The following is a 22252-nucleotide window of genomic DNA, read 5'->3' as shown; positions in this document are numbered from 1 at the left end:
AAGTTAATCCACTATAAAAAGGTCGTCTGAAAACCTGAAATATAGGTTTTCAGACGACCTTTTGTTTGTTTCAACTGCTTGTCTCAACGCAACGCCGACAGCCGTGCGGAAACGCTATTCAAATTGTGCGAAATAAGACAATACCGTTTGCGGCAGCCATTGCAGATTCAGACGACCCCCGTCGCGGCTGACGAAACCGACGTGTCCGCCGTGTTCGGGCTGCAAAAGCGTGACGGACGGAGACACTTCGTCCGCATTCGGCAGGGCTTCGGGCGGCAGGAAGGGATCGTTGATGGCGTTGAGCAGCAGCAAGGGACTCGTGACCTTTTTGAGCCAAGGTTTGCACGAGGCGCGGCGGTAATAGTCGAAACGGTCGGCAAAACCGTGCAGCGGCGCGGTAAACGTATCGTCGAAATCGCCCAGCGTTTTGCATTGCTTCAACAGGGCAGCCGCATCGCGGTCGGAATGGACATGCTGCAAACCGGCGACGTTGCGGGCTTTGGGCAGCAACGAGTTCAAAAAATAACGGGTATATAACAGGCGCGACATGCCTTTGTCAAAGCGCGTACCCGCCAGCGTCGCATCGACCGGCGCGGAAATGACGGCGGCGGCGCGGGGCAACGCATTGCTGCCTTGTTCGCCCAAATATTTTGCCAAGGCATTGCCGCCGAGTGAAACGCCTGCCGCATAAATGACGGGATAACGTGCGGCAAGCGTGTCGAGCATAAAGGCGATTTCGGGCGTATCGCCCAAGTGGTAGAACACGGGCGCGGTATTGGGGATGCCGCCGCAACTGCGGAAATGGGCGACCACGCCATTCCAGCCTTTGTCTTGTACCGCGCGCATCAACTCGACCGCGTAATGGCTCTGGCTGCTGCCTTCCAAGCCGTGAAACAAAACCACCAGCGGCGCGTCGGGATTGGGGCTGTCGACAAAATCGTAGGCAACTTGTGCTTTGCCGGTGCTGTCGGGCAGCAACTCGCGCCGGTAAGCGGGGGAAGGACGTTGCAGGAATTTGGCAAAGATGGTGTCGGCGTGGCCGTTGCGCAGCCAAAACGGCGTATTGGGCGATAAGTTATTCATAATCTGAAGATATTTGGGAGACGGCAGGGTCGTCTGAAAGATAGCGGCCCCTGAACACGAAATAATAAACCAACAACGCGGTCAGCGTGCCGTTTGTCCATCCCGCCCAAACGTCGGTCGGGTAATGCACACCCAAATAAACGCGCGAAAAACCGGTACTCAGGGCAAAGGCAATGCCGATCAGCCACGCGACACGCCGATAGGGCGTCTCACGGCACAACATAATCATCATAACGGCAATGGCGGCGGAAAATGTACTGTGTCCGCTGGGAAACGAAAAGTTGGTCTCTTCAATCATACGCGGCCAAAATAGCGGTCGCGGTCGCTCAAACCAATTTTTAATCAGCAGCATATTCAGCGTCGGTATCAAGGCGGCGGAAACGCAAAACAATGCGCCGCGACGGTTGCCGACCCGATACAGCCACCAAGCCGCGATGCCGATTAGAGGCACGGCGATGGCGGTTTTGCCCAAATAATGCAAAACAGTGGCAATAGGGAAAAAGCCTTCGCCGATGTTATGGTGAACCCACATCATCAAAGGTTCTTCAAATTCAAAACCGCCGTGTGTGTGCAAACGGACGGCAATCAATACCGCCAAAGGCAAAAATACCACACCGGTTATGAGCGCCACACGGCGGAAACGGATATGAAAATTATGCATAAATCAAATAAAAATATAGATTTGGAAAGGTTTTCCTGTTAATGAGCCATGTTTGATAAAAAACATCCGAAATTGATAGTGCTTTTTATTAATTGTTGATAATTATTGTTTTTTTCTCTTTGATAAATTAGGTAAATAAACCAAGTGACTATTCTGACAATGCTATTCTACCCGTCCGGCAAAGCGGTTCAATATAGTGGATTAACTTTAAATCAGGACAAGGCGACGAAGCCGCAGATAGTACATCAGGACAAGGCGATGAAGCCGCAGATAGTACAGATAGTACGGAACCGATTCACTTGGTGCTTTAAGCACCTTAGAGAATCGTTCTCTTTGAGCTAAGGCGAGGCAATGCCGTACTGGTTTAAAGTTAATCCACTATAAAAGGGTATCCGCGTAAAGCCGCTAACTGCCTTACGGTACGCCATGATACCGAACGGCAGTATCAATAATAAACACAACAGCAAACATTTCGGAGGCTATATGTCAATTTTGTTTTTAAATTTAATCATGATCATCAGTTTGGCATCCATCGTCACACTCGCCGCAGTCTGGATGGTGGAGCCTAAATTGTAATGCCGATCAAAGGTTGGCTGCCGAACGCAGTCGGTTTTCTAAAAAGGTCGTCTGAAAACAAGCATAGCACGGTTTAAACCCGCTACCTTTGTTTTCAGACGATCTTTTTTGCATGAGTCCTTTATTTATTGTCAACGCTTGATAACACGCTTCACCGCCTGCGCCATATGGGCAACCGCGTTTTCAGTGGTATGCAGGTAAAGGGCGGGTTCGATCAGTTCCAATTCGTTGAGCAGTAATCTTTCGCCAATCAGCGTCCCGTCTATGCGGGCGTATGCCGGTATTTCAGGCAGCATGTCCAATATCTGCCGTGCGGTTTCGATTGCTTTTTTCGGCGGCGCGGCAGGGCTGACGGCGACTCCGTAGGCGGAATTGGCGCGCCATTCGCCTTGGGGCGGCATACGCAGTACGGCATGGCTGAAATGCCCGTCAAAAAACACCAGCGAGGTTTCGCCCGCCGTTTCGATTTCGCGGATATAAGGCTGGACGATGACGCCTTGCGGATAATCCTCCGCCTTCAACGACACTTCTCCCGCCCTGATTTTCGCCACGCCGCGCCCGCTCTGCCCGATAACGGGTTTGACGACCGCTTCCCGCCAGCCCCGATTTTTTAAAATGTCTTCCAATTTTTCTTTTTCAGACGACGTCTGCATGCTCGGAATCACGTCCGCCCCCCATTCTGCCAAATCGCACAAATAACGTTTGTCCATGTTCCAACACATCAGCCCGACGGGGTTGATAAACCTTTGCCCGTACGCTTCCGCTTCGGTCAGCCACTGCCCAAACGCTTCAGGCTCCGCCGCATAATCCCATGCACACAAAGGCAGGATGAAGGCGGATTTCGGGCGGTCTTGCCAGGGCGCGAAGGCGGTGGGGATGTTGTCGTGCGTCAGTGCATCCGCCAGCGGCAGCAGGTTGGTCGGCGGCTCGGGATAGGCGAGGCAGGTGGTAATTGTCAGCATGGCGGACTTTCGAAAAATGAAATGGCAGAATATTGACAAGGGGTTATGTCTTTGTTTGATGTTTCAGACGACCTTTTATTGGGCAAACGGCAGGCGTCTTCTGAACAATAAACACCATCACGCTTGCAATAAAAACTTCCCTGAATAACGGAACTTTTCCGTTTATTTTAAATCCATTAGTCTCGCATATAAATAATAAAGATTCTTATTCATATGCAAATTATATATAACATTATTTATTACAAGGATTTTACTCTAATGAAACTTTCGCGCTTCTCTTCCCTTGCCCTCGCCGCCGCATTGGCATTCGGCACTGCCGCCGCTCATGCCAAACCGGTTCAAATTACCGATGTCAACGGCCGCAAAGTAACCGTCGACCTGCCCGCCAAACGCGTGGTTTTGGGTTTTTATTATCAAGACTACATGGCCATCGGCGGTAAAGACGCGCTGAATAATGTGGTCGGCTTCTCCAAAGCGGTTTGGGCCGACTGGGCGCCGCCGAGCTGGGCGGCATTCAGCAAAGCCGTGCCTAAGTTGAACCAGCTTGCCGATGTGGGCGAGGTGGAAGTCGGCACGTTCTCCGTTGAAAAAGTCTTGGCATTGAAACCCGATTTGCTGATTTTGGCAGACTGGCAGTACAAGGCTTTGGGTTCCGACCTTGCCCGCATCAACAAAGCGGGCATTCCGATTGTGGTATTGGACTACAACGCGCAAACGGTCGCCAAACACATTCAATCAACCAAACTTATCGGCACGCTGACCGGCCAGCAGCAAAAGGCAGACAAATTAGCGGCAGACTACAAACGCATCGCCGACACCATCCAAGCGCGCGTGAAAAAAGCCAACCTGCCCAAGCCTAAAGTGTATGTCGAGTTCGGCAACAAAGGCCCTGCGGAACACAGCGTAACCTTCGGCAAGAGCATGTGGGGTTCGATGGCGACGCTGGTCGGCGGCAACAATATCTCCGCTTCTTCGGTCGAGTTCTACGGCTCGATCAATCCTGAAAAAGTCCTCGCCGCCAAACCCGACGTGATCGTGATTACCGGCCGCGAAACCGAATTGAAGAAAAGCCCGACCGCTATGGTAATGGGCTGGGGCATTCCGAAAGCCGAAGCGGAAAAACGCTTGGCCGGTTTTGCCAAACGCGCCGGCTGGGCGAACCTGCCTGCGATTAAAAACAACCGCCTCTACGCCGCCTATCACGCCAACTCGCGCACACTCTCCGACGGCGCATCGATTCAATTTATGGCCAAAGCGATTTATCCGCAGTTGTTCAAAGACTTCAATCCTGAGAAAACTTATACCGACTTCTACCGCCAAAACCTGCCTGTCGTGCCGAACGGTACGTTCTATCTGTATCCGAAAGGGCAATAAGGCTGGTTTGCGGATTTCAGACGACCTTTTTATGCGAAAGGTCGTCTGAAAGCAGTGTGGGTTTTGTACAGAACCGTAGCGTGAGCTTTGCCGATGGATAACGTTTGCAGAAATGATGGCAAACGGTATGGGTTTTCCTGTTTTCGTGAGTGAAGCCCTCGCTACGAATTTCCGTCGTACCGAATAGGGAGCTTCAGGTGGGTTTGACTGTTTTTGCCCTCTCCCTAGCCCTCTCCCACGGGGAGAGGGAACAAATTGCAGGGAATCACAACAATGGTTGGATTTCAGTCATCCGATTTCCTCTCTCCGTGGGAAAGAGAACAAATTGCAGGGAATCGCAACAATAGTTGAATTTCAGTTATCCGATTCCCTCTCCCCATGGGAGAGGGCTAGGGAGAGGGTAAAGCCGTTTGGAACGCCGTTATCCCGATTTTCAAAAAATTACCCTTCAAAACGGATACAGACAAAAGAGATTGTCGGGCATGGATGTCCGGCCTTGTTCCTTAATTTCAAAGGTTTGAAAAATGAATGATTCGGTTGTCGCCGAGATTGTGAAAAACCAGCGCAAGTTGGAAGGCAAGCGTTGGTTGATTGTTTTGATGTTTTTAATCATCGCATCGGTCAGTTTTCTATTCGACATCGCCACCGGCCCGGCGATGACGGACACGCTGCCTGTCGGCGAAGTGGTCAATGTTTTGCTGGGCAAACCCGAAGTCGATGAAATGAACCGCCTGATTGTGATGGATTTGCGCCTGCCGATTGCGGTGATGGCGCTGGTGGTCGGTGCAGCTTTGGGTGTCGGCGGGGCGGAGATTCAGACGCTGTTGAACAATCCGATGGCCAGCCCTTATACGCTGGGTTTGGCGGCGGCGGCAGGTTTGGGCGCGTCGGTAGTGATTGCGTTCGGCGGTTTCGGGCTGCCTGAAACGATCGCCGTTCCCATTGGTGCGTTTGTGATGACCATGCTGGCTTCGGGCATCTTGTTTTTGTTTGCCTCGGCGCGCCGCTTCAATTCGGCGATGCTGGTGTTGGTTGGGATTGCGCTTTTGTTTCTGTTTCAGTCGATTCTGTCGCTGATTCAGTTTATCGCCGCGCCTGAGATTTCGCAGCAGATTCTGTTCTGGCTGTTTGGCAGTTTGAACAAAGCAACTTGGGAAACGGTCATCGTTACGGCGGCGGTTACGGCGGTGTGCGTGCTGCTGCTTTCACGCGATGTGTGGAAGCTGACCGCGCTGCGCTTGGGCGAAGAACGCGCCGTCGGACTGGGTATCAATCTGCAACTTTTACGCCTGAAAACGCTGGTATTGGTGGCGGTGATGACGGCGACGGCAATCAGTTTCGTCGGCGTGATCGGCTTTATCGGACTGGTCGCGCCGCATGTGGCGCGGATTCTTTTGGGCGAAGACCAACGTTTCTTCCTACCCGGCGCGATGCTGACGGGGGCGGCGTTTTTATCGGTGGCCAGCGTGTTGTCCAAGGTGATTATCCCGGGTGCGCTGTTTCCGGTGGGGATTGTTACCGCGTTTGTCGGCGTACCGTTTTTCTTTTGGATTGTATTGTCCAAGCGGTAAGTTTTTTCGGACGGTCTTTTGTTGCGACGGGGTCGTCTGAAACTGTTTTTTTATTTTACAGAGAGAACCAATGAAACCTATTTGCCGTATTTTAACCGCTGCCTTGTTCAGTCTTGCCGTGCAGGGTGTTTGTGCCGAAGTGAAAACGCTTACCGACGTACGCGGGCGCGAAGTGCGGGTCGATGTGCCTGCCAAACGTGTGGTGCTGGGCTTTTATTATCCTGATTATATTGCCGTATCCGGTGTCGATAAATTTGACAATGTGGTCGGTATTTCGCGCGAATTTTGGGAGAAATTCAACTCCGGCAGTTGGTCGCTCTACCGCGCCAAAATCCCTTCGCTGCAAAACATCGGCGACATCGGCAATGTGAACGCCGGTACATTTTCGTTTGAGAAAACCTTGGCAATGAAACCCGATGTGGTGGTGTTGGCGGATTGGCAGTATGACGCGTTGAAAGAAGAAATGCCGCGTTTCGAAAAAGCCGGCATTCCGGTGGTTGTGGTCGATTTCAATGCGCAAACGGTCGAACGCCATACCGCCAGTGCCAAACTTTTCGGCGAAATCGCCGGTACGCCGGAGCGTGCAGGGCAGATTGCCGGCGAATACGCCCAAGGCATAGCCGACATTCAAAAACGCGTGGCCGAAGCGGGCAAGCCCAAGCCGAAAATCTATATCGAGTTCGGAGACAAGGGTCCTGCCGAACATAGCTTTACTTTCGGCAAAAATATGTGGGGTGCGATTGCCGATACAGTGGGCGGCGACAATATTGCCGCAGCCTTCATCAAAGACTGGGGGGCGATTAATCCCGAGCAGTTTCTTGCCGCCAAGCCCGACGTTGTGATTATTTCCGGCACCGAAGCCGGACTGAAGCAGCCGGCGGCAATGGCGATGGGCATCGGCATCGAAGCCGCCGAAGCGCAAAAACGCTTACAGGGTTTCATCCGGCGTGCCGGTTGGGCGGAAATTCCCGCTGTCCGAAACGGCCGTGTGTTCGGCATTTACCATACTGCTTCGCGTTCGCTTTCCGATTTGGCATCCGCCCAATTTATCGCCAAAGCGTTGTATCCCGAAGCCTTTGCCGATGTGAATCCGGAAGAGACCTACCGTGAATTCCACCGTAAATACCTGCCGGTCGAGCCGCAGGGTACTTTCTTTATCCGTTTGGGTTGCGACGGTTTGGAAGACTGCCACAAACAAGCGGCTGCCGACACTGTTGCAGCATCAGCCGAAACCGTCGCCGAACCGTCACTATGGCAACGTATTAAAAACTGGTTTGCCGCCCTCTTTGCTTAAAGGTCGTCCAAAATGCTCCGACTGGAAAACGTACATATCCGACGCGGCGATTATGTGGTCGCCGACAGTATCGATTTGACGCTGGAACAAGGCAAAGTCTATTCCGTGCTCGGCCCGAACGGTACGGGCAAATCCTCGCTGATGAAAACGATTTTCGGCGAAGTGGCGCACAAAGGCACCATCCGCTACGGCGACGAAACGTTGAGCAAAATCCACCTGCAAAGCTGGCGCAAACGCATAGGCTATATGCCGCAGGACACCGCCGCCGAAGCCTCGCTGACCGCGCTGGAAGTCGTGTTGCTCGGCCGCATGGACGCGCTGCACATGCACGTCGGCGACGAACTGCTGCACGAAGCCGCAAGTATCATGGCGGAGCTGGGCATCGGCCATCTGGCGCACCGCGACGTCATGCGGCTTTCCGGCGGACAGCGGCAGCTCGTGATGTTTGCCCAAGTCATGCTGCGCCGTCCCGAAATCCTGATGCTGGACGAACCGGTCAGCGCGCTGGATATGCACCATCAACTCAATCTTTTAGAACGCGTGGTGCAATACACGCACGAACACAATCTGGTTACGCTGATGGTGTTGCACGATTTGAGCCTCGCCGCGCAGTTTTCAGACGGCGTGATTCTGCTCGGCGAAGGCAAAGTACAGGCGCAGGGCGCGCCGCAGGACGTGTTGCAGGCGGACATGATAGGCAGGCTGTATAAAGTGGACATCGAACTTTTATACGACAGCAAAGGCCTGCCCGTTATCCGCCCGATGCGGCAGAGTGCGTAACTTAACCGCCGCCATTATTCCAATGGATTCCCGCCTGCGCGGGAATGACGATGGTTGACAATCAACAATCCGCTCCTGAAATGTCGGATTTGAGCATCCGGCCTGCGAACTCCCTGCAACTTATCCCCTCTCCCGCGGCAGAGGGTTAGGGAGAGGGCGGTAAGCCCAGGGCTTGCCTCTCCGACTCATCAGCCCGCCCCATATTTTTTATCCTTAGAAAGGACTCCCCCCATGAAAAAATCCCTCTTCCTCCTCATGCTGACCGCTTCCCTCGGCGCATATGCCGCCAACCACGAAGTCAAAATGCTCGACAACGGCAAAGACGGCAGCATGGTGTTCGAACCCGGCTACGTCAACGCCAAAGTCGGCGACACCGTAACCTTCAAAGCCGCCAACAAAGGCCACTGGGTGCAAAGCAAAGCCCTGCCCGACGGCGTTGCCGACTTCCTGTCCGAAGACGGCAAAGACTTCACCCTCAAACTCGACAAAGAAGGCGTGTACGTCTATACCTGCCCGCCGCACCGCATGATGAACATGAGCGGCGTGATTCAGGTCGGCAAACCGGTGAACAAAGCCAAAGCGCAAGCCGTCGTGGACGAACTGGAAAACCGCGCCATGCAGAGCAAGGGGCGTCTGAAAAAATACATGCAGCAGGTCAAATAAACCGCCGCACAAACAAAAGGTCGTCTGAAACCGTTTTCCGTTTTCAGACGACCTCTTTAGTTTTAGACGATGACCTCATTCCCCTTCCGCCGAAATCTTCTCGTTCAGGAAATCGATAAAACTGCGCACCTTCGCGCTCAAAAACGCCCTGTCCACATAAACCGCGTTTAATTGCTCGGTCCGTACCCGATATTCCGGCAGCAGGCTGACCAACCTGCCTTCCTTCAAATCCTGTCTGGCGGACCACAGCGGCTGATAGGCGATGCCCGCACCCGCCCTGACCAATTCGCGTATCATCAGCGTATTGTCGCTTTGAATCACCGGATTGAGCGTCAGAATACTTTTTTCGCCCGTTTCCCGATGGGTGATTTCCAAATTGCGCTGGTCGGTGTAGGTCGGCAGGATGGCGGGATGGCGCATGACCTCTTCGGGCGTTTGTGGTTTGCCGTGTTTTGCCAGATACTCAGGCGAGGCAAGTAGGACGAATTGGATTTGCGCCAGCGGCTTGACGATAAGCGAGGGCGACAGGGTTTTTGCCACGCGCAAGACGAGGTCGAAGCCTTCGGCAATCAAATCGACGTGGCGGTTGTCGAGCACCAAATCGAGCGTGACTTCGGGATAGCGTTCGCGGTATTCCGCCAGCCAAGTGCCGATTAAATTGCCCGCAAACCAGAGCGGCATGGTCACGCGCAACATGCCCTGCGGCGTGTCCGCCCCGCCTGCCGCCTTTTGCGCGGCGGTGTCGAGCGTGTCGAGCGCGTAGCTGCATTGGCGGTAGTATTCTTCGCCTGCTTCGGTCAGGTGGAGGTTGCGGCTGTTGCGGTGCAGCAGCTTGGCCTTAATCGAATTTTCCAGATGGCTGACGTGTTTGCTCGCCATCGCGGTGGAAATATCAAGCTGCTCGGCGGCGCGGGTGAAGCTGCCGCTTTGGACGACTTGGCGGAAAACTTTGAGGCTGAACAGGGTATCCATGTTTTCTTTTAGGGAAACGTTGTATCAATAAAAGAAGTATATATCTACCGGCAGTAATTATCTATACTGCACAGATAAGATTAGTTTTCATTTAACCCCCGCATTTTTGATAAGGAGAACCCCATGTCTGCAACCTGCGCCCGTATCCAACCCATTTTATTGTCCGTTTTGCGTATCGTAACCGCCTACCTCTTCCTCCTGCACGGTACGTCGAAATTCTTCGGCTTCCCGACATCCATGGGCAGCGGCTCGCCCGAAGGCTTGATGTTGGTGGCAGGCATTTTGGAAATCGCCGGCGGCATCCTGTTGATTCTCGGACTGTTCACCCGTCCCGCCGCCTTCATCCTGTCCGGTCAGATGGCGGTTGCCTATTTCATGGCACACGCCTCCCAAGGTTCGGCGCTGTTCCCGCTTGCCAACGGCGGCGAATCGGCAGTATTGTTCTGCTTCGTGTTCCTCTATCTCGCAGCAGCCGGCGGCGGCTCATTGGCATTGGACAACCTGTTCGGCAAAAACAAATCCTGATAGACCCAAAGGTCGTCTGAAAACAAGCAAAGCGGGTTTTACGAATAGATTTCCAAACCCGCCAACCGATTAAACATCAATCAAAGGAAAAACAAAATGACTTATCAAACCTTACAACAAGCGGCCGAAACCCGCCGTTCCATTTACGCGCTGAACAAAAACCTGCCCATCAGCAACGAAGAAATCAGCGAAATCGTCAAACATGCCGTTTTGCACACACCTTCTTCCTTCAACTCGCAATCCACCCGCGTCGTCGTCCTCTTCGGCGAAGAACACGGCAAAGTGTGGCAATTCGTTGAAGACGCATTGCGCGCCATCGTGCCTGCCGAACAATTCGAGCCGACCGCGCAAAAATTAAACCTGTTCAAAGCAGGCGCGGCGACCATTTTGTTCTTCGAAGACCAAAACGTCGTCAAAGGCCTGCAAGAGCAGTTCCCTTCTTATGCCGCCAACTTCCCCGTTTGGGCGGACCATGCGAACGCGATGACGCAATATGCCGTCTGGACGACGCTTGCCGCCGCCGGCGTGGGCGCGAACCTGCAACACTACAACCCGCTGCCCGACGCCGCCATCGCCAAAGAGTGGAACCTGCCCGAAAGCTGGCTTTTGCGCGCGCAAATGGTCATCGGCGGCATCGAAGCGCCTGCCGCTGAAAAAGCTTTCGAACCAGTGGAAAACCGTTTGAAAGTGTTCGGCGCATAATTGCCCGTCAAAGAGAAAAAGGTCGTCTGAAAACCAACTTCGGTTTCAGACGACCTTTTTGCTGTCGAGACGTCTATCAAGACTCAAAGATTTTGCAGGATTTGTCCGTATTGGCGAAATGCTGCGTTTTGTCTTCGCAGGTACTTTCGGTCGTTTCACACGATACCGTGACAAAGCTTTCGTTGATCTTCAATACCTTGGGATTTTGATCCGACCGCGCCACTGCCTTCAGGGTAAACCGCCCGTCCGGCGTGCCTTTGGCGTCGCCTTGCACCTTGATGCAAAAATCGCCGATTTCCTTAATCGGCAAATCCGGCCATTGGGTGGAACTTTGTTTGAAACTTCCGTTTTTTTGATAGAAACGCTCCATAAATTGGGCGTTTTCCAGCATGGCTGCCCGAACTTCCTGCAACTTGGTATCTGCGACATATTTTTGGTAAGACGGGTAGGCAATCGCCGCCAAAATCCCTACCATCATGATGGTGAAAACCAATTGAGACAAAGAAAATCCCCGCTGAATTTCCTTCATTCCGCCCCCTTTCGAAACATAAACCGAATAATTTGATGTTTATTGTTGTGAGATAAAAATGGGGATTGATGTTTTATCGTGGCTCACTTCGAAACCATACGGCGAGGTTTCCTACGGCAAGCCCGAACGGTTTCTGAATCAATCCCTTATCAAATGAGGTCGGTATCTTATCGTCCTTATGGCGGGCATTCAAACAATATCTAAATATTTCTTAGTTTACTATTTCTTAATGTATTGACTTTGCAACATACCTGCCTGCGCCCGATTCAATCGGTTTGCGTGCGCGAAGCCTGCCTGCGGATACGTTTTGCTATTCGCGGTGGTAGGGATGGTTGTGGAGGATGGAGACGGCGCGGTAGAGCTGTTCGGTCAGCAGGACGCGCACCATGCCGTGCGGGAGGGTGAGGCTGGAGAGGCGCATCATCATGCGGGCTTGTTGTTTGAGGCGGTCTGTCATGCCGTCGGCGCCGCCGATGACGAAGCAGACGTGTTCGCCGTTTTGCTGCCAGCTTTTGAGGTGTTCCGCCAGCTCGACGGAGGTCGGGGCTTTGCCGCGTTCGTCGAGGACGACGAGGAACGCGCCTTGCGGGATGGCTTCGAGGATGCGTTTTTCTTCCGCCGCCATACCTTGTGCGGCGTTGACGCCTGCGCCGCGTTTTTCGGGTTTGATTTCTTTGAGGGTGTAGGCGACGTCGCGTCCGAAGCGTTTGGCGTATTCGCCGACGGCTTCGTCCACCCAGCGGGGCATTTTGGTGCCGACGGCGAGGACGGTGATGTTCATGGGTTTCCTTGGTCGGATGGGGTCGTCTGAAAGGTTTCAGACGACCTTTTGGTTTGAATGATGGTGAAACGGGATTCTTGAAGCCGATATTTTTATAGTGGATTAACTTTAAACCAGTACGGCGTTGCCTCGCCTTAAGCTCAAAGAGAACGATTCTCTAAGGTGCTGAAGCACCCAAGTGAATGGTTCCGTACTATCTGGATTTTGGGGAATTTTGCAAAGGTCTCTATCTGTACTATCTGCGGCTTCGTCGGCCTTGTCCTGATTTTTGTTAATCCACTATATTGTTCGGTCAAGGGGTCGTCTGAAAATTTCGGTTTGGGCAAAGATAGGATTCGGCGTACGCAATAAAGCCGTCTGTATACACAGACGGCTTGGGATGGCTGCTTAGTCGGCGGCGTGCCAGGGTTTTTGCGCTCCGGCGTGGAAGCTGGGTTTTTCGCCACCCCAGAGGGTGTCGATGTCGTAAAAGTCGCGGACGGCGGGCAGCATGATGTGGACGACGAGGTCGCCTGCGTCAACAAGCGTCCATTCGCCGCTGTCGCCTTCGGTGCTGAGGATTTCGAAGCCGGCTTCTTTGAGGCTGACGGCGACGTTATTGGCGAGGGCTTTGACTTGGCGGGTGCTGTCGCCGCTGGCGATGATCATGCGGGAGAACAGTGAGGTTTTTTCTTGGGTTTCGAGGACGGAGATGTCTTTGGCTTTGATGTCTTCGAGGGCTTCGACGGCGGTTTCGACCATTTTTTGCAGGTCTTGCAGTTCTTGTTCGTTCATTGTTTTCCTAATGGTGGGAATGAAATGGGGTTTGGACGGTATTATAACTTATCTGTATGAATTTACGCTATTTTCCGCTTTGGTACAGTTTGTGTTCGCGGATGTAGAGGGCGACTTGGGGCGGGAGGTCGTCTGAAAGTCTGCCGCTTTGGAGGGTTTGGCGGATTTGGGTGGAGGAGGTGTTGTGCAGGGGGGCGTTGAGGATGCGGACGCTGCCGTTTTGGAGGGCTTCGCCCAGCCAGGCGTGGAGTTCGCGCGGGGTTTGGTTGAGGTTGTCGCCTTGGCGCATGGCGACGGCGATGTGGGTTTGGCGCACGAGGGTCTGCCATTTTTTCCAAGTGTGCAGTTTCATGAGGCTGTCGCTGCCCATGAGCCACCAAAGTTGGGCGGCGGGGAATTGTTGGCGGAAGATTTGGACGGTGTCGAAGGTGTACGTCGCGCCGTCGCGGACGATGTCGCAGTCGCTGGCGGCGAAGCGGGGGTCGTCAGCGATGGCCAGTTCGGTCATGATGAGGCGGTCTTGGGCGGGGGCGCGGGACGGGTCTTTGTGGTAGGGGTCGCCTGCGGGCAGGAAGACGACGGTGTCGAGTCCGATTTCGTCGGCGAAGGCGCGGGCGATGTGGAGGTGGCCGTTGTGGATGGGGTCGAAGGTGCCGCCGAAAAGTCCGATGTTTTTCATGGGTGTCCTTGGGTGTGGTGTGCGCTCTGTTTGGGTTTCAGACGACCTATCAGGTTTATGGGTTGGCGGGGTCGTCTGAAAGGCTTTTTGCTTCGGGACTGCCGTCGACGATGAGGGTGAGTTTGCCGGTGGTCGGATGGATGACGAGTCCGTGGACGGCGATGTCGGCGGGCATGAGCGGGTGGTTGCGGATGACTTTGACGGTGTGGCGGACGCTGTCTTCTACGTTTTCGAAACCGGTCAGCCAGTCGTCGAGGTCGATGCCGGCGTTGCGCAGGGTTTCGATGCGGTCGTCGGGGATGTCGCTTTCGTGTACTTTTTCAAGGAAACCAGCGGCGTTCAGCCCCTTCATGCCGCAGTCGTGGTGGGCGATGACCATGATTTCTTTGACTTTGAGTTCGAACACGGCGACCAGAAGGCTGCGCATGACGGAACCCCAAGGATGGGTAACGACTGCGCCGGCGTTTTTGATGAGCTTGGCGTCGCCGTTTTTCAGTCCGAGCGCGTCGGGCAGCAGCTCGATGATGCGCGCGTCCATGCAGGACAGGATGGCCAGTTCGCGGCCAGGATATTTGTCAGTGAAATATTTTTCGTATTCGCCCGATTCGACAAAATTTTGGTTATAGGCGAGAATTTCGCTCAATTCGCTCATGGTGTTGGACCTCCGACAGAATGGGACGATTATAGCGGTTTTCGGGCGGTTTGGCTTTGCAGAGTGTGCCGTCCGGCTGTGGATAGAATCGGTTGCAAATTGAAGCGGAGCAGATACAATCCGCTTTATGATTATGTATTGATTGGATTGAGGAGCAGCCATGTCTTCGCGCCCTTGTTTTTCCGAAACGCTCGACCGCCGCACCCACGACGCGCTCTACGATTGGGCGCGGGCAAGTTACGGTGCCTCGGACGACTGGAGCACGCTCTATCTGAACGGGCTGGCGTTGGGTCGTCTGAATCCGTTTTGGCGCGAACGGATCAAACAAGACTGGCAGGAAAGGCTTTCTGAAGTTTCAGACGACCTCTACCTGCAAACGGACAACTGGCTGGCGATGGGCGACAGTTTGCAGCATTTGGCGCACGAATGGAAAAGCCTCGGACTGCTGCACGGCTGGCGCGACGAAAAGTTTGACGTGTGCGACGACGCGGGCAAGGTTCTCTTTGCGTTGGAACGCGCCGCCTTCCGCCCGTTCGGACTCATGAGCCAAGCCGTCCACCTCAACGGACTGGTGCAAACCGACGGCGGCTGGCATTTTTGGATAGGCCGCCGCAGCCCACACAAAGCCGTCGATCCCGACAAACTCGACAACCTCGTCGGCGGCGGCATTGCCAGCGGCGAAACCCCGTTTGAAGCCGTCTGCCGCGAAAGCGAAGAAGAAGCCGGACTGATGCCGCCCGCCCTCGGCAACCTCCGAGCCGCCGCCCGAATCCACAGCCTGCGTCCTGTCTCGCGCGGCATCCACAACGAAATCCTGCACATCTTCGACATCGTCCTGCCCGAAACCGTCCGCCCCGAAAACCAAGACGGCGAAGTCGCAGGGTTTGAATTGATGAACGTTTCGCAACTCATCGAAACCATGTTGTCCCAAACCATGATGCACGATGCCCAGCTCGTTACCCTCGAAGCCCTCAAACGATACGGCGTGCTCGACAGGCAGCATCCGCTAAGCCTTTGGCTGGAAAGCCTTTGCCGCTGAACGCCGAAAAATAAAACAGTACAAAACCATTAACGCCCCGCCGTTTTCCTTTCCCGATTCCCGAAAAGGTCGTCTGAAACCCATGCTCCGACTTACTGACATCTGCAAACGCTTCGACAGCAAAACCGTCGCCGACCGCATCAGCCTGACCGTATCCGCAGGCGAAACCCTCGCCGTCCTCGGACGCTCCGGCTGCGGCAAATCCACCCTGCTCAAAATCATCGCAGGCATCGTCAAGCCCGACAGCGGCGAAGTCTGGCTGGACGGGCAGGACATCACCGCCGTCCCGCCCGAAAAACGCAACGTCTCGCTGATGTTTCAAGACTACGCCCTGTTCCCGCACTTGACCGCCCAAGAAAACGTCGGCTTCGGACTCAAAATGCGCCACCTGCCCAAAGCCGAAATCGAAGCACAAACCATGCAGGCGCTGCGCGACATCGGTTTGGAAAACGAAGCCCGCCGCAAACCCGGCAGCCTCTCCGGCGGCGAACAGCAACGCCTCGCCCTCGCCCGCGCCCTGATTATCAAACCGTCCCTGCTCCTCTTGGACGAAGCCTTCTCCAGCCTCGACACCCACCTGCGCCACAACCTCTACCGCCTGACCGACGAGAGCATCCGCCGTCAAAACATCCCCGCCGTCCTCGTGACCCATTCCCCCGAAGAAGCCGCCGCGCTGGCAGACCATATCGCCCTCATGCACGAAGGGCGCATCCTCCAATACGGCACGCCCGCCGAACTCTTCCGCCGCCCTGCCAACGCCCAAGCCGCCCGCCTGCTCGGGCTGCCCAACACCGACGATACGCGCCACATCCCTACGCACGCCATCCGCCCCGACCCGCAAGGCACACCCTGCCACATCCTGTCCCTCACCCCCCTGCCCGACAGCCTGCGCCTGACTTTCGCCCACCCCGAATACGGCGAACTGACCACCCTGTTACCCGCCGGACACTTACCTGTCGGCGATACCGTGCCGATACATATCGATAAAGAACAAATCGTTTGGTTTGAATCATCGCGATGATGTTTTGTGTCCCGCCTTAATCCGTTGCGTCCGAACATAGAAAAAGGTCGTCTGAAAATTTTCAGACGACCTTTTATGTCAACACATCAAGGCGTTATCAAATATTGGTTTCCAGATAAACGACTTGGGTTTGCAGATATTCTTCCAAACCGTGTTTGCCGTCCGCGCCGCCGATGCCGGATTTTTTCCAGCCCGCGTGGAAGCCTTGCATGGCTTCGAAGTTTTCGCGGTTGATGTAGGTTTCGCCGAATTGCAGGCGGCGGGTGACGTAGAAGGCTTCGTTCAGGTTGGTAGTGTAAACAGAGCTGGTCAGACCAAATTCGCAGTCGTTTGCCAAGGCGATGACTTGGTCGAGCGTGTCGAAAGTGGAAACGGGCAGGACGGGGCCGAAGGTTTCTTCCTTCATGATGTCCATGTTGTTGTCGGTGTCGGTCAGCAGGGTCGGCTCGAAGAAATAGCCGCGTCCTTCGGCGCGTTTACCGCCGCATACCAGCGTTGCACCTTGTTTGACGGCGCGTTCCACTTTTTCGGCAACGGCTTTGACGGCGCGCTCTTCAATCAGCGGACCCATTTCCAACGCGCCTGCTTCGGCTTCGGCAGGATTGCCGTAGCGCACGCCTTTCATGGCGGCGGTCATTTTTTCAATGAACGCGTCTTTCAGGCTGCTGTGGACATAGACGCGCTCGGCGCAGTTGCAGATTTGACCGGTGTTGCCGACGCGCGAAGCCAAGATGGATTTCACCGCCAAGTCCAAATCCGCGTCTTTCAAAACGATGGCAGGTGCTTTGCCGCCGAGTTCCAATGAGACTTTGGTGATGTTGGCGGAAGCGGCTTCCATCACTTGGCGGCCTGCTTCAACGGAGCCGGTCAGGCTGACCATATCGACTTGCGGATGGGCGGACAAGGCATTGCCGATTTCCGCGCCGGAACCGTTCACCACGTTGAACACGCCTGCGGGCAATCCGACGGCATCGACGATTTCGGCGAAGATGTGGCAGTTGATCGGGGTCACGCTGCTGGGTTTGACGACGATGGTGTTGCCCGTTACCAATGCAGGGCCCATTTTGCGGGCAATCAGGAAGAAGGGGAAGTTCCACGGCAGGATGCCTGCCACGACGCCCAGCGGACGTTTGAACAATAAAATGTTTTCGCGCGGGCGGTCGCTTTGGATGATTTCACCTTCGTAACGGCGCGCCCATTCGGCTTGGTAATCGAGATAGTCGGCGGTGAACATGACTTCCACGCGCGCCAAGTCTTTGGTTTTGCCGCCTTCGGCAACGATGGTGTCGGTCAGCTCGTCGGCGCGTTCGCGTATGCCTTGGGCGATTTTGCGCAAATATGCGCCGCGTTCGACCGCAGGCAGCCGCTCCCATGCCGGTTGCGCTGCACGCGCCGCCGCTACGGCGCGGTCAACGTCCGCTTTGCCGCCTTTGGGTTCGCGGGCGATGGTTTCTTCGGTGGAAGGGTTCAATACGTCGCGCCATTCGCCGTTGAAATCATTTTCAAAGCGTCCGTTGATGTACATGGCCAATTGTTTCATTTCAAGTTCTCCTGTCGTTGTAGTCGTGTGTAGTCAGTGTATGCCTTTTATGCCGCCGCTGCAATGGAAATGCTGTTTGAAAATGCAAATTTAATATAGTGGATTAACTTTAAACCAGTACAGCGTTGCCTCGCCTTAAGCTCAAAGAGAACGATTCTCTAAGGTGCTGAAGCACCCAAGTGAATGGTTCCGTACTATCTGGATTTTGGGGAATTTTGCAAAGGTCTCTATCTGTACTATCTGCGGCTTCGTCGCCTTGTCCTGATTTAAATTTAATCCACTATAATATGGACGTTTGTTTTCAGACGACCTTTTGCTTTTTTATGTGCAAAGCTGTAAGGTTTGGGCATCCCCAACGTCTAACTAAACAAACCGTCCACACAGGAAACATAGAGATGAAACCCCGTACCTTCCTTTCCCTTTGCGCCAAGTTCGGCTGCCTGTTTGCGCTGGGTGCCTGTTCGCCCAAAATCGCCGATGCCGAAGCCGCGACCGTGCCGCACACTTTGTCCACTTTGAAAACCGCGGACAACCGCCCCGCCGGTGTTTACTTGAAAAAAGACAAACCGACCCTGATTAAATTCTGGGCGAGCTGGTGTCCTTTGTGTTTGTCCGAATTGGGGCAGACCGAAAAATGGGCGCAGGACAAGCGGTTCAGCTCCGCCAACCTGATTACCGTCGCCTCTCCGGGCTTTCTGCACGAGAAAAAAGACGGCGACTTTCAAAAATGGTATGCCGGTTTGAACTATCCCAAGCTGCCCGTCGTCACCGACAACGGCGGCACCATCGCCCAAAGCCTGAATATCAGCGTTTACCCCTCGTGGGCGTTAATCGGTAAAGACGGCGACGTACAGCGCATCGTCAAAGGCAGCATCAACGAAGCGCAGGCATTGGCGTTAATCCGCGACCCGAATGCCGATTTGGGTCGTCTGAAAAACGCGTTCTACAAACCCGACACACAGAAAAAGGATTCAAAAATCATGAACACGCGCACCATCTACCTCGCCGGCGGCTGCTTCTGGGGCTTGGAAGCCTATTTCCAACGCATCGACGGCGTGGTTGACGCCGTATCCGGCTACGCCAACGGCAAAACGAAAAATCCGAGCTACGAAGACGTATCCTACCGTGATACGGGCCATGCCGAGACCGTCAAAGTCACCTACGATGCCGACAAACTCAGTCTCGACGATATCCTGCAATACTATTTCCGCGTCGTTGACCCGACCAGCCTCAACAAACAAGGCAACGACACCGGCACGCAATACCGCAGCGGCGTGTACTACACCGATCCCGCCGAAAAAGCCGTCATCGCCGCCGCCCTCGAACGCGAGCAGCAAAAATACAAACAGCCCCTCGTCGTCGAAAACGAGCCGCTGAAAAACTTCTACGACGCCGAGGAATACCATCAGGACTACCTGATTAAAAACCCCAACGGCTACTGCCACATCGACATCCGCAAAGCCGACGAACCGCTGCCGGGCAAAACCAAAGCCGCCCCGCAAGGCAAAGGTTTCGACGCGGCAACGTATAAAAAACCCAGCGATGCCGAACTCAAACGCATCCTGACCGAAGAGCAATACCAAGTTACCCAAAAAAGCGCGACCGAATACGCCTTCAGCCACGAATACGACCATCTGTTCAAACCCGGCATTTATGTGGACGTCGTCAGCGGCGAACCCCTGTTCAGCTCCGCCGACAAATTCGATTCCGGCTGCGGCTGGCCGAGCTTCACCCGCCCGATTAACGCCGCCGCCGTTACCGAACACGACGATTTCAGCTACAACATGCGCCGCACCGAAGTCCGCAGCCATGCTGCCGATTCGCACTTGGGACACGTCTTTGCCGACGGCCCGCAAGACAAAGGCGGTCTGCGCTACTGCATCAACGGCGCAAGTTTGAAATTCATCCCGTTGGAACAAATGGATGCGGCAGGCTACGGCGCGTTGAAAGGCAAAGTGAAATAAAGGCGCGATAACACGAAAGGTCGTCTGAAAACAGAGGGTCGGGCATGAATGGCTTGCCCCGCTGTTTTTCAGACGACCTTTTTATCTCAGCTTTATCTCAGCTTTATCTCAGCGATAACTTTGTCTCAAAAGACATCAGGACGGACACTATAAAAAAAGGCGCATGATGCGCCCTTTTTGTCTTTGATACGTCGTCTGAAACCCGACGACGGACAATCCGTCAATCTTCTTCCCCTTCCTGCAAACCTTGATCCTGCAAAGCGGATTCTTGGGCGGTTTCCGCCAAATCGCGTTGCAGGCGTTTGGTGGTTTTCACGCCCAACGCGCGCAGTTTTTCAGCGCGGCTGACCAAATTGCCCTTGCCCTGCGAGAGCTGCTTGAAGGCTTGTTGGAACTGGTTTTGCGCTTGGTCGATGTTTTTGCCGACGCCCTCAAGCGTTTGGACGAAGCCTGTGAATTTGTCGTAAAGCCTACCGCCTTCAGCCGCGATGGCAAGGGCGTTTTGGTTTTGCTGTTCGTTGCGCCAGATGTGGGCGACGGTGCGCAGGGTGGCGAGCAGCGTACTCGGGCCGACCGGCATGATGCGCTTGTCGAAACATTCTTGGAACAGGGCGGCATCGTGTTGCAGGGCGAGCAGGTAGGCGGGTTCGACGGGGATGAACATAAACACGAAGTCCAGCGTGCGCACGCCTTCGAGGTCGGTATAGTCTTTTTGCGACAGGCTGCGGATGTGGGCGCGGATGCTGGCGACGTGGGCGGCGAGTTCGCGCTCGGTGGTTTCGGCGTCGGCGGCTTGGGTGTAGCGGACGTAGGCGGTCAGCGAGACTTTGGAATCGATGACGATTTGTTTGCCTTCGGGCAGGTTGACGAGGACGTCGGGCTGGAGGCGGCGCGCGCCGTCTTCTTCTTGGCGGACGGCGGCGGCTTGGACGGTGTATTCACGCCCTTTTTGCAGGCCGGAATGTTCCAAAACGCTTTCTAAAATCATCTCGCCCCAGTTGCCTTGGGTTTTGTTTTGCGTGCCGGTGAGCGCGTCGGTGAGGGCTTTGGCGTCGCTGTGCAGTTGGGTGTTGAGGGTTTGCAGGCGTTTGAGTTCGTTTTCGAGGGTCAGCCTTTCGCGCGCTTCTTTTTCATAAGTTTGCTGAACCAGCTCGCTGAAGCCGTGGATGCATTCGTTGAGCGGGGTGAGCAGTTGGCTGAGGTGGTCGCGGTTTTGCTCGGTAAAGCGGCGGCTTTTCTCTTCCAAAATGGTGTTGGCGAGATTTTGGAACTGGTCGCCCAAGCTTTGACGGGCTTCGGTCAGCAGCTTGAGTTTTTCGTCGGCGGCGAGGCGTTCCTGTTCGAGCTGGATGTGGAGGCGTTCGTTGCGGATGTGCAGGTTGTGCGCGTTTTCCTGAAGCTCGGCGTAATCTTGTTTCAGACGACCTGCTTCCAGTTCGCGCTCTTGGAGGTAACCGATTTGGCGTTCGGCGGCGGCGAAACGGTTGCCCAATTCCTGCAACTCGCCCTGCAAATCTTGGACGTGATAGCGCGCATCGGCAAGCTCGGCGGCGGTTTGCGCCTGATTTTGTTCGGCAAATTCAAGATGCTGGCGGCACTCGGCAAGCGATTGCATCAGGGCAAACTGCTGCGTCTGCGCCTTGTTGCGGGCGAACAGCCAAGTGATGAGCGCGCCGGACAAAAAGGCAAGCGCGGCGGTCAGGAGGAGCGGGACATTCATAGGTCGTCTGAAAACGGAAAAAGCAAAAACGGCAATATAGCATGTTTGCAGGACAAGCTCGCTGCGCGCTTGAGTAGGATGGGGCGGAATGGCTGATAAACGATGTCGAGCAGCGGATTTCAGAACGCAGAGTGTAAACGTGGTACAGCACCGATGTGATTGGTGCAAAAACGGTAGCGTCGAAACAGAAAGCCTTTTCAGACGACCCTGCCAACCCATAAACACAAACAGGTCGTCTGAAAACCTGAAAACAAGTGTTGCACGTTTCGCTGCGCCCAAACAGAGCTTTTACCGCCGGCAGCTTGGAAAACCGCTCACTTTGGGCAAAGCGGAACAATGCTGCAACGTCGGATGAGAGATTTATAGTGGATTAACTTTAAACCAGTACGG

The 22252-nt window shown here is 54.5% G+C and carries 21 protein-coding genes; 10 read left to right on the top strand and 11 right to left on the bottom strand.

Annotation, left to right across the window (positions count from 1 at the left end; genetic code table 11):
- Nucleotides 1-114 precede the first annotated feature (114 nt).
- From HMPREF2572_RS08860 to HMPREF2572_RS08845, 3 genes are all read right to left on the bottom strand, one after another.
- Complete coding sequence (locus HMPREF2572_RS08860; protein WP_070497832.1) at nt 115-1083, bottom strand: YheT family hydrolase; 969 nt, start codon at nt 1081-1083, stop codon at nt 115-117.
- On the bottom strand, nt 1076-1744 hold the full coding sequence (locus HMPREF2572_RS08855) for a phosphatase PAP2 family protein (protein ID WP_070497830.1): 669 nt from the start codon (nt 1742-1744) through the stop codon (nt 1076-1078). The genes HMPREF2572_RS08860 and HMPREF2572_RS08855 overlap by 8 nt, the downstream gene beginning before the upstream one ends.
- A 707-nt stretch (nt 1745-2451) precedes the next feature.
- Nucleotides 2452-3282: an ATP-grasp domain-containing protein gene (locus HMPREF2572_RS08845; RefSeq protein WP_070497826.1), complete on the bottom strand. Its 831-nt coding sequence runs from the start codon at nt 3280-3282 to the stop codon at nt 2452-2454.
- Between the two features lie 258 nt (nt 3283-3540).
- Between HMPREF2572_RS08845 and HMPREF2572_RS08840 the strand changes: the two genes are divergently transcribed.
- The 5 genes from HMPREF2572_RS08840 (at nt 3541) to HMPREF2572_RS08820 (ending at nt 8964) form a co-directional block, all read left to right on the top strand.
- Nucleotides 3541-4656 (top strand): ABC transporter substrate-binding protein, encoded by a 1116-nt coding sequence (locus HMPREF2572_RS08840; RefSeq protein ID WP_070497823.1) that lies wholly within the window; start codon nt 3541-3543, stop codon nt 4654-4656.
- 524 nt (nt 4657-5180) lie between these two features.
- Complete coding sequence (locus HMPREF2572_RS08835; protein WP_070497821.1) at nt 5181-6227, top strand: FecCD family ABC transporter permease; 1047 nt, start codon at nt 5181-5183, stop codon at nt 6225-6227.
- 70 nt (nt 6228-6297) lie between these two features.
- A complete protein-coding gene (locus tag HMPREF2572_RS08830; RefSeq protein WP_070497819.1) occupies nt 6298-7521 on the top strand; it encodes an ABC transporter substrate-binding protein in 1224 nt (407 codons plus the stop codon).
- 12 nt (nt 7522-7533) lie between these two features.
- Nucleotides 7534-8301, top strand: a complete 768-nt coding sequence (locus HMPREF2572_RS08825; protein WP_070497817.1) for an ABC transporter ATP-binding protein — start codon at nt 7534-7536, stop codon at nt 8299-8301.
- Between the two features lie 231 nt (nt 8302-8532).
- Entirely contained in the window at nt 8533-8964 is a 432-nt protein-coding gene (locus HMPREF2572_RS08820) for a plastocyanin/azurin family copper-binding protein (RefSeq protein WP_003743313.1), read from the top strand.
- 75 nt (nt 8965-9039) lie between these two features.
- On the opposite strand, the gene HMPREF2572_RS08815 is transcribed toward HMPREF2572_RS08820, so the two are convergent.
- Nucleotides 9040-9936, bottom strand: a complete 897-nt coding sequence (locus HMPREF2572_RS08815) for a LysR family transcriptional regulator (protein WP_070497815.1) — start codon at nt 9934-9936, stop codon at nt 9040-9042.
- 123 nt (nt 9937-10059) lie between these two features.
- Here HMPREF2572_RS08815 and HMPREF2572_RS08810 point away from each other — a divergent pair, with 123 nt between their 5' ends.
- Both HMPREF2572_RS08810 and HMPREF2572_RS08805 read left to right on the top strand, forming a co-directional pair.
- Nucleotides 10060-10461, top strand: coding sequence for a DoxX family protein (locus HMPREF2572_RS08810; protein ID WP_070497813.1), 402 nt, complete (start codon nt 10060-10062; stop codon nt 10459-10461).
- Nucleotides 10462-10557: 96 nt separating this feature from the next.
- Nucleotides 10558-11163: a nitroreductase family protein gene (locus tag HMPREF2572_RS08805; protein ID WP_070497811.1), complete on the top strand. Its 606-nt coding sequence runs from the start codon at nt 10558-10560 to the stop codon at nt 11161-11163.
- Nucleotides 11164-11239: 76 nt separating this feature from the next.
- Here HMPREF2572_RS08805 and HMPREF2572_RS08800 read toward each other — a convergent pair whose 3' ends face one another.
- The 5 genes from HMPREF2572_RS08800 to HMPREF2572_RS08780 all read right to left on the bottom strand — a co-directional run bounded on the left by HMPREF2572_RS08800 (nt 11240) and on the right by HMPREF2572_RS08780 (nt 14578).
- Entirely contained in the window at nt 11240-11692 is a 453-nt protein-coding gene (locus HMPREF2572_RS08800; protein WP_070497809.1) for a type IV pilin protein, read from the bottom strand.
- Nucleotides 11693-12002: 310 nt separating this feature from the next.
- Nucleotides 12003-12473 carry a 23S rRNA (pseudouridine(1915)-N(3))-methyltransferase RlmH gene (rlmH, locus tag HMPREF2572_RS08795; protein WP_016687125.1) on the bottom strand — a complete coding sequence of 157 codons (471 nt, stop codon included), beginning with the start codon at nt 12471-12473 and terminating at the stop codon, nt 12003-12005.
- A 387-nt stretch (nt 12474-12860) separates the two neighbouring features.
- A complete protein-coding gene (rsfS, locus tag HMPREF2572_RS08790; protein WP_070497807.1) occupies nt 12861-13247 on the bottom strand; it encodes a ribosome silencing factor in 387 nt (128 codons plus the stop codon).
- Between the two features lie 67 nt (nt 13248-13314).
- Nucleotides 13315-13926, bottom strand: a complete 612-nt coding sequence (gene nadD, locus HMPREF2572_RS08785; RefSeq protein ID WP_070497805.1) for a nicotinate-nucleotide adenylyltransferase — start codon at nt 13924-13926, stop codon at nt 13315-13317.
- Between the two features lie 55 nt (nt 13927-13981).
- Nucleotides 13982-14578 (bottom strand): beta-class carbonic anhydrase, encoded by a 597-nt coding sequence (locus tag HMPREF2572_RS08780; protein ID WP_070497802.1) that lies wholly within the window; start codon nt 14576-14578, stop codon nt 13982-13984.
- A 160-nt stretch (nt 14579-14738) separates the two neighbouring features.
- On the opposite strand from HMPREF2572_RS08780, the gene HMPREF2572_RS08775 reads away from it, so the two are divergent.
- Both HMPREF2572_RS08775 and HMPREF2572_RS08770 read left to right on the top strand, forming a co-directional pair.
- The gene (locus HMPREF2572_RS08775) at nt 14739-15617 is read left to right on the top strand and encodes an NUDIX hydrolase (RefSeq protein WP_070497800.1); all 879 of its coding nucleotides are present in this window, start codon (nt 14739-14741) and stop codon (nt 15615-15617) included.
- An 82-nt stretch (nt 15618-15699) separates the two neighbouring features.
- On the top strand, nt 15700-16638 hold the full coding sequence (locus HMPREF2572_RS08770; RefSeq protein ID WP_070497798.1) for an ABC transporter ATP-binding protein: 939 nt from the start codon (nt 15700-15702) through the stop codon (nt 16636-16638).
- Nucleotides 16639-16735: 97 nt separating this feature from the next.
- Here HMPREF2572_RS08770 and aldA read toward each other — a convergent pair whose 3' ends face one another.
- Nucleotides 16736-18178 carry an aldehyde dehydrogenase gene (gene aldA / locus HMPREF2572_RS08765; RefSeq protein WP_070497796.1) on the bottom strand — a complete coding sequence of 481 codons (1443 nt, stop codon included), beginning with the start codon at nt 18176-18178 and terminating at the stop codon, nt 16736-16738.
- 395 nt (nt 18179-18573) lie between these two features.
- Between aldA and msrAB the strand changes: the two genes are divergently transcribed.
- Nucleotides 18574-20142 (top strand): bifunctional peptide-methionine (S)-S-oxide reductase MsrA/peptide-methionine (R)-S-oxide reductase MsrB, encoded by a 1569-nt coding sequence (gene msrAB, locus HMPREF2572_RS08760; protein WP_070497793.1) that lies wholly within the window; start codon nt 18574-18576, stop codon nt 20140-20142.
- Between the two features lie 220 nt (nt 20143-20362).
- Here msrAB and HMPREF2572_RS08755 read toward each other — a convergent pair whose 3' ends face one another.
- Nucleotides 20363-21862: a DNA recombination protein RmuC gene (locus HMPREF2572_RS08755; protein WP_070497791.1), complete on the bottom strand. Its 1500-nt coding sequence runs from the start codon at nt 21860-21862 to the stop codon at nt 20363-20365.
- Nucleotides 21863-22252 lie beyond the last annotated feature (390 nt).

Origin of the sequence: Neisseria sp. HMSC064E01 (assembly GCF_001808875.1) — a bacterium.
Classification (GTDB): Bacteria; Pseudomonadota; Gammaproteobacteria; order Burkholderiales; family Neisseriaceae; genus Neisseria; species Neisseria sicca_A.
Note: the sequence above shows the minus strand (reverse complement) of the source record. Positions and strands in the feature narration are given on the sequence as shown.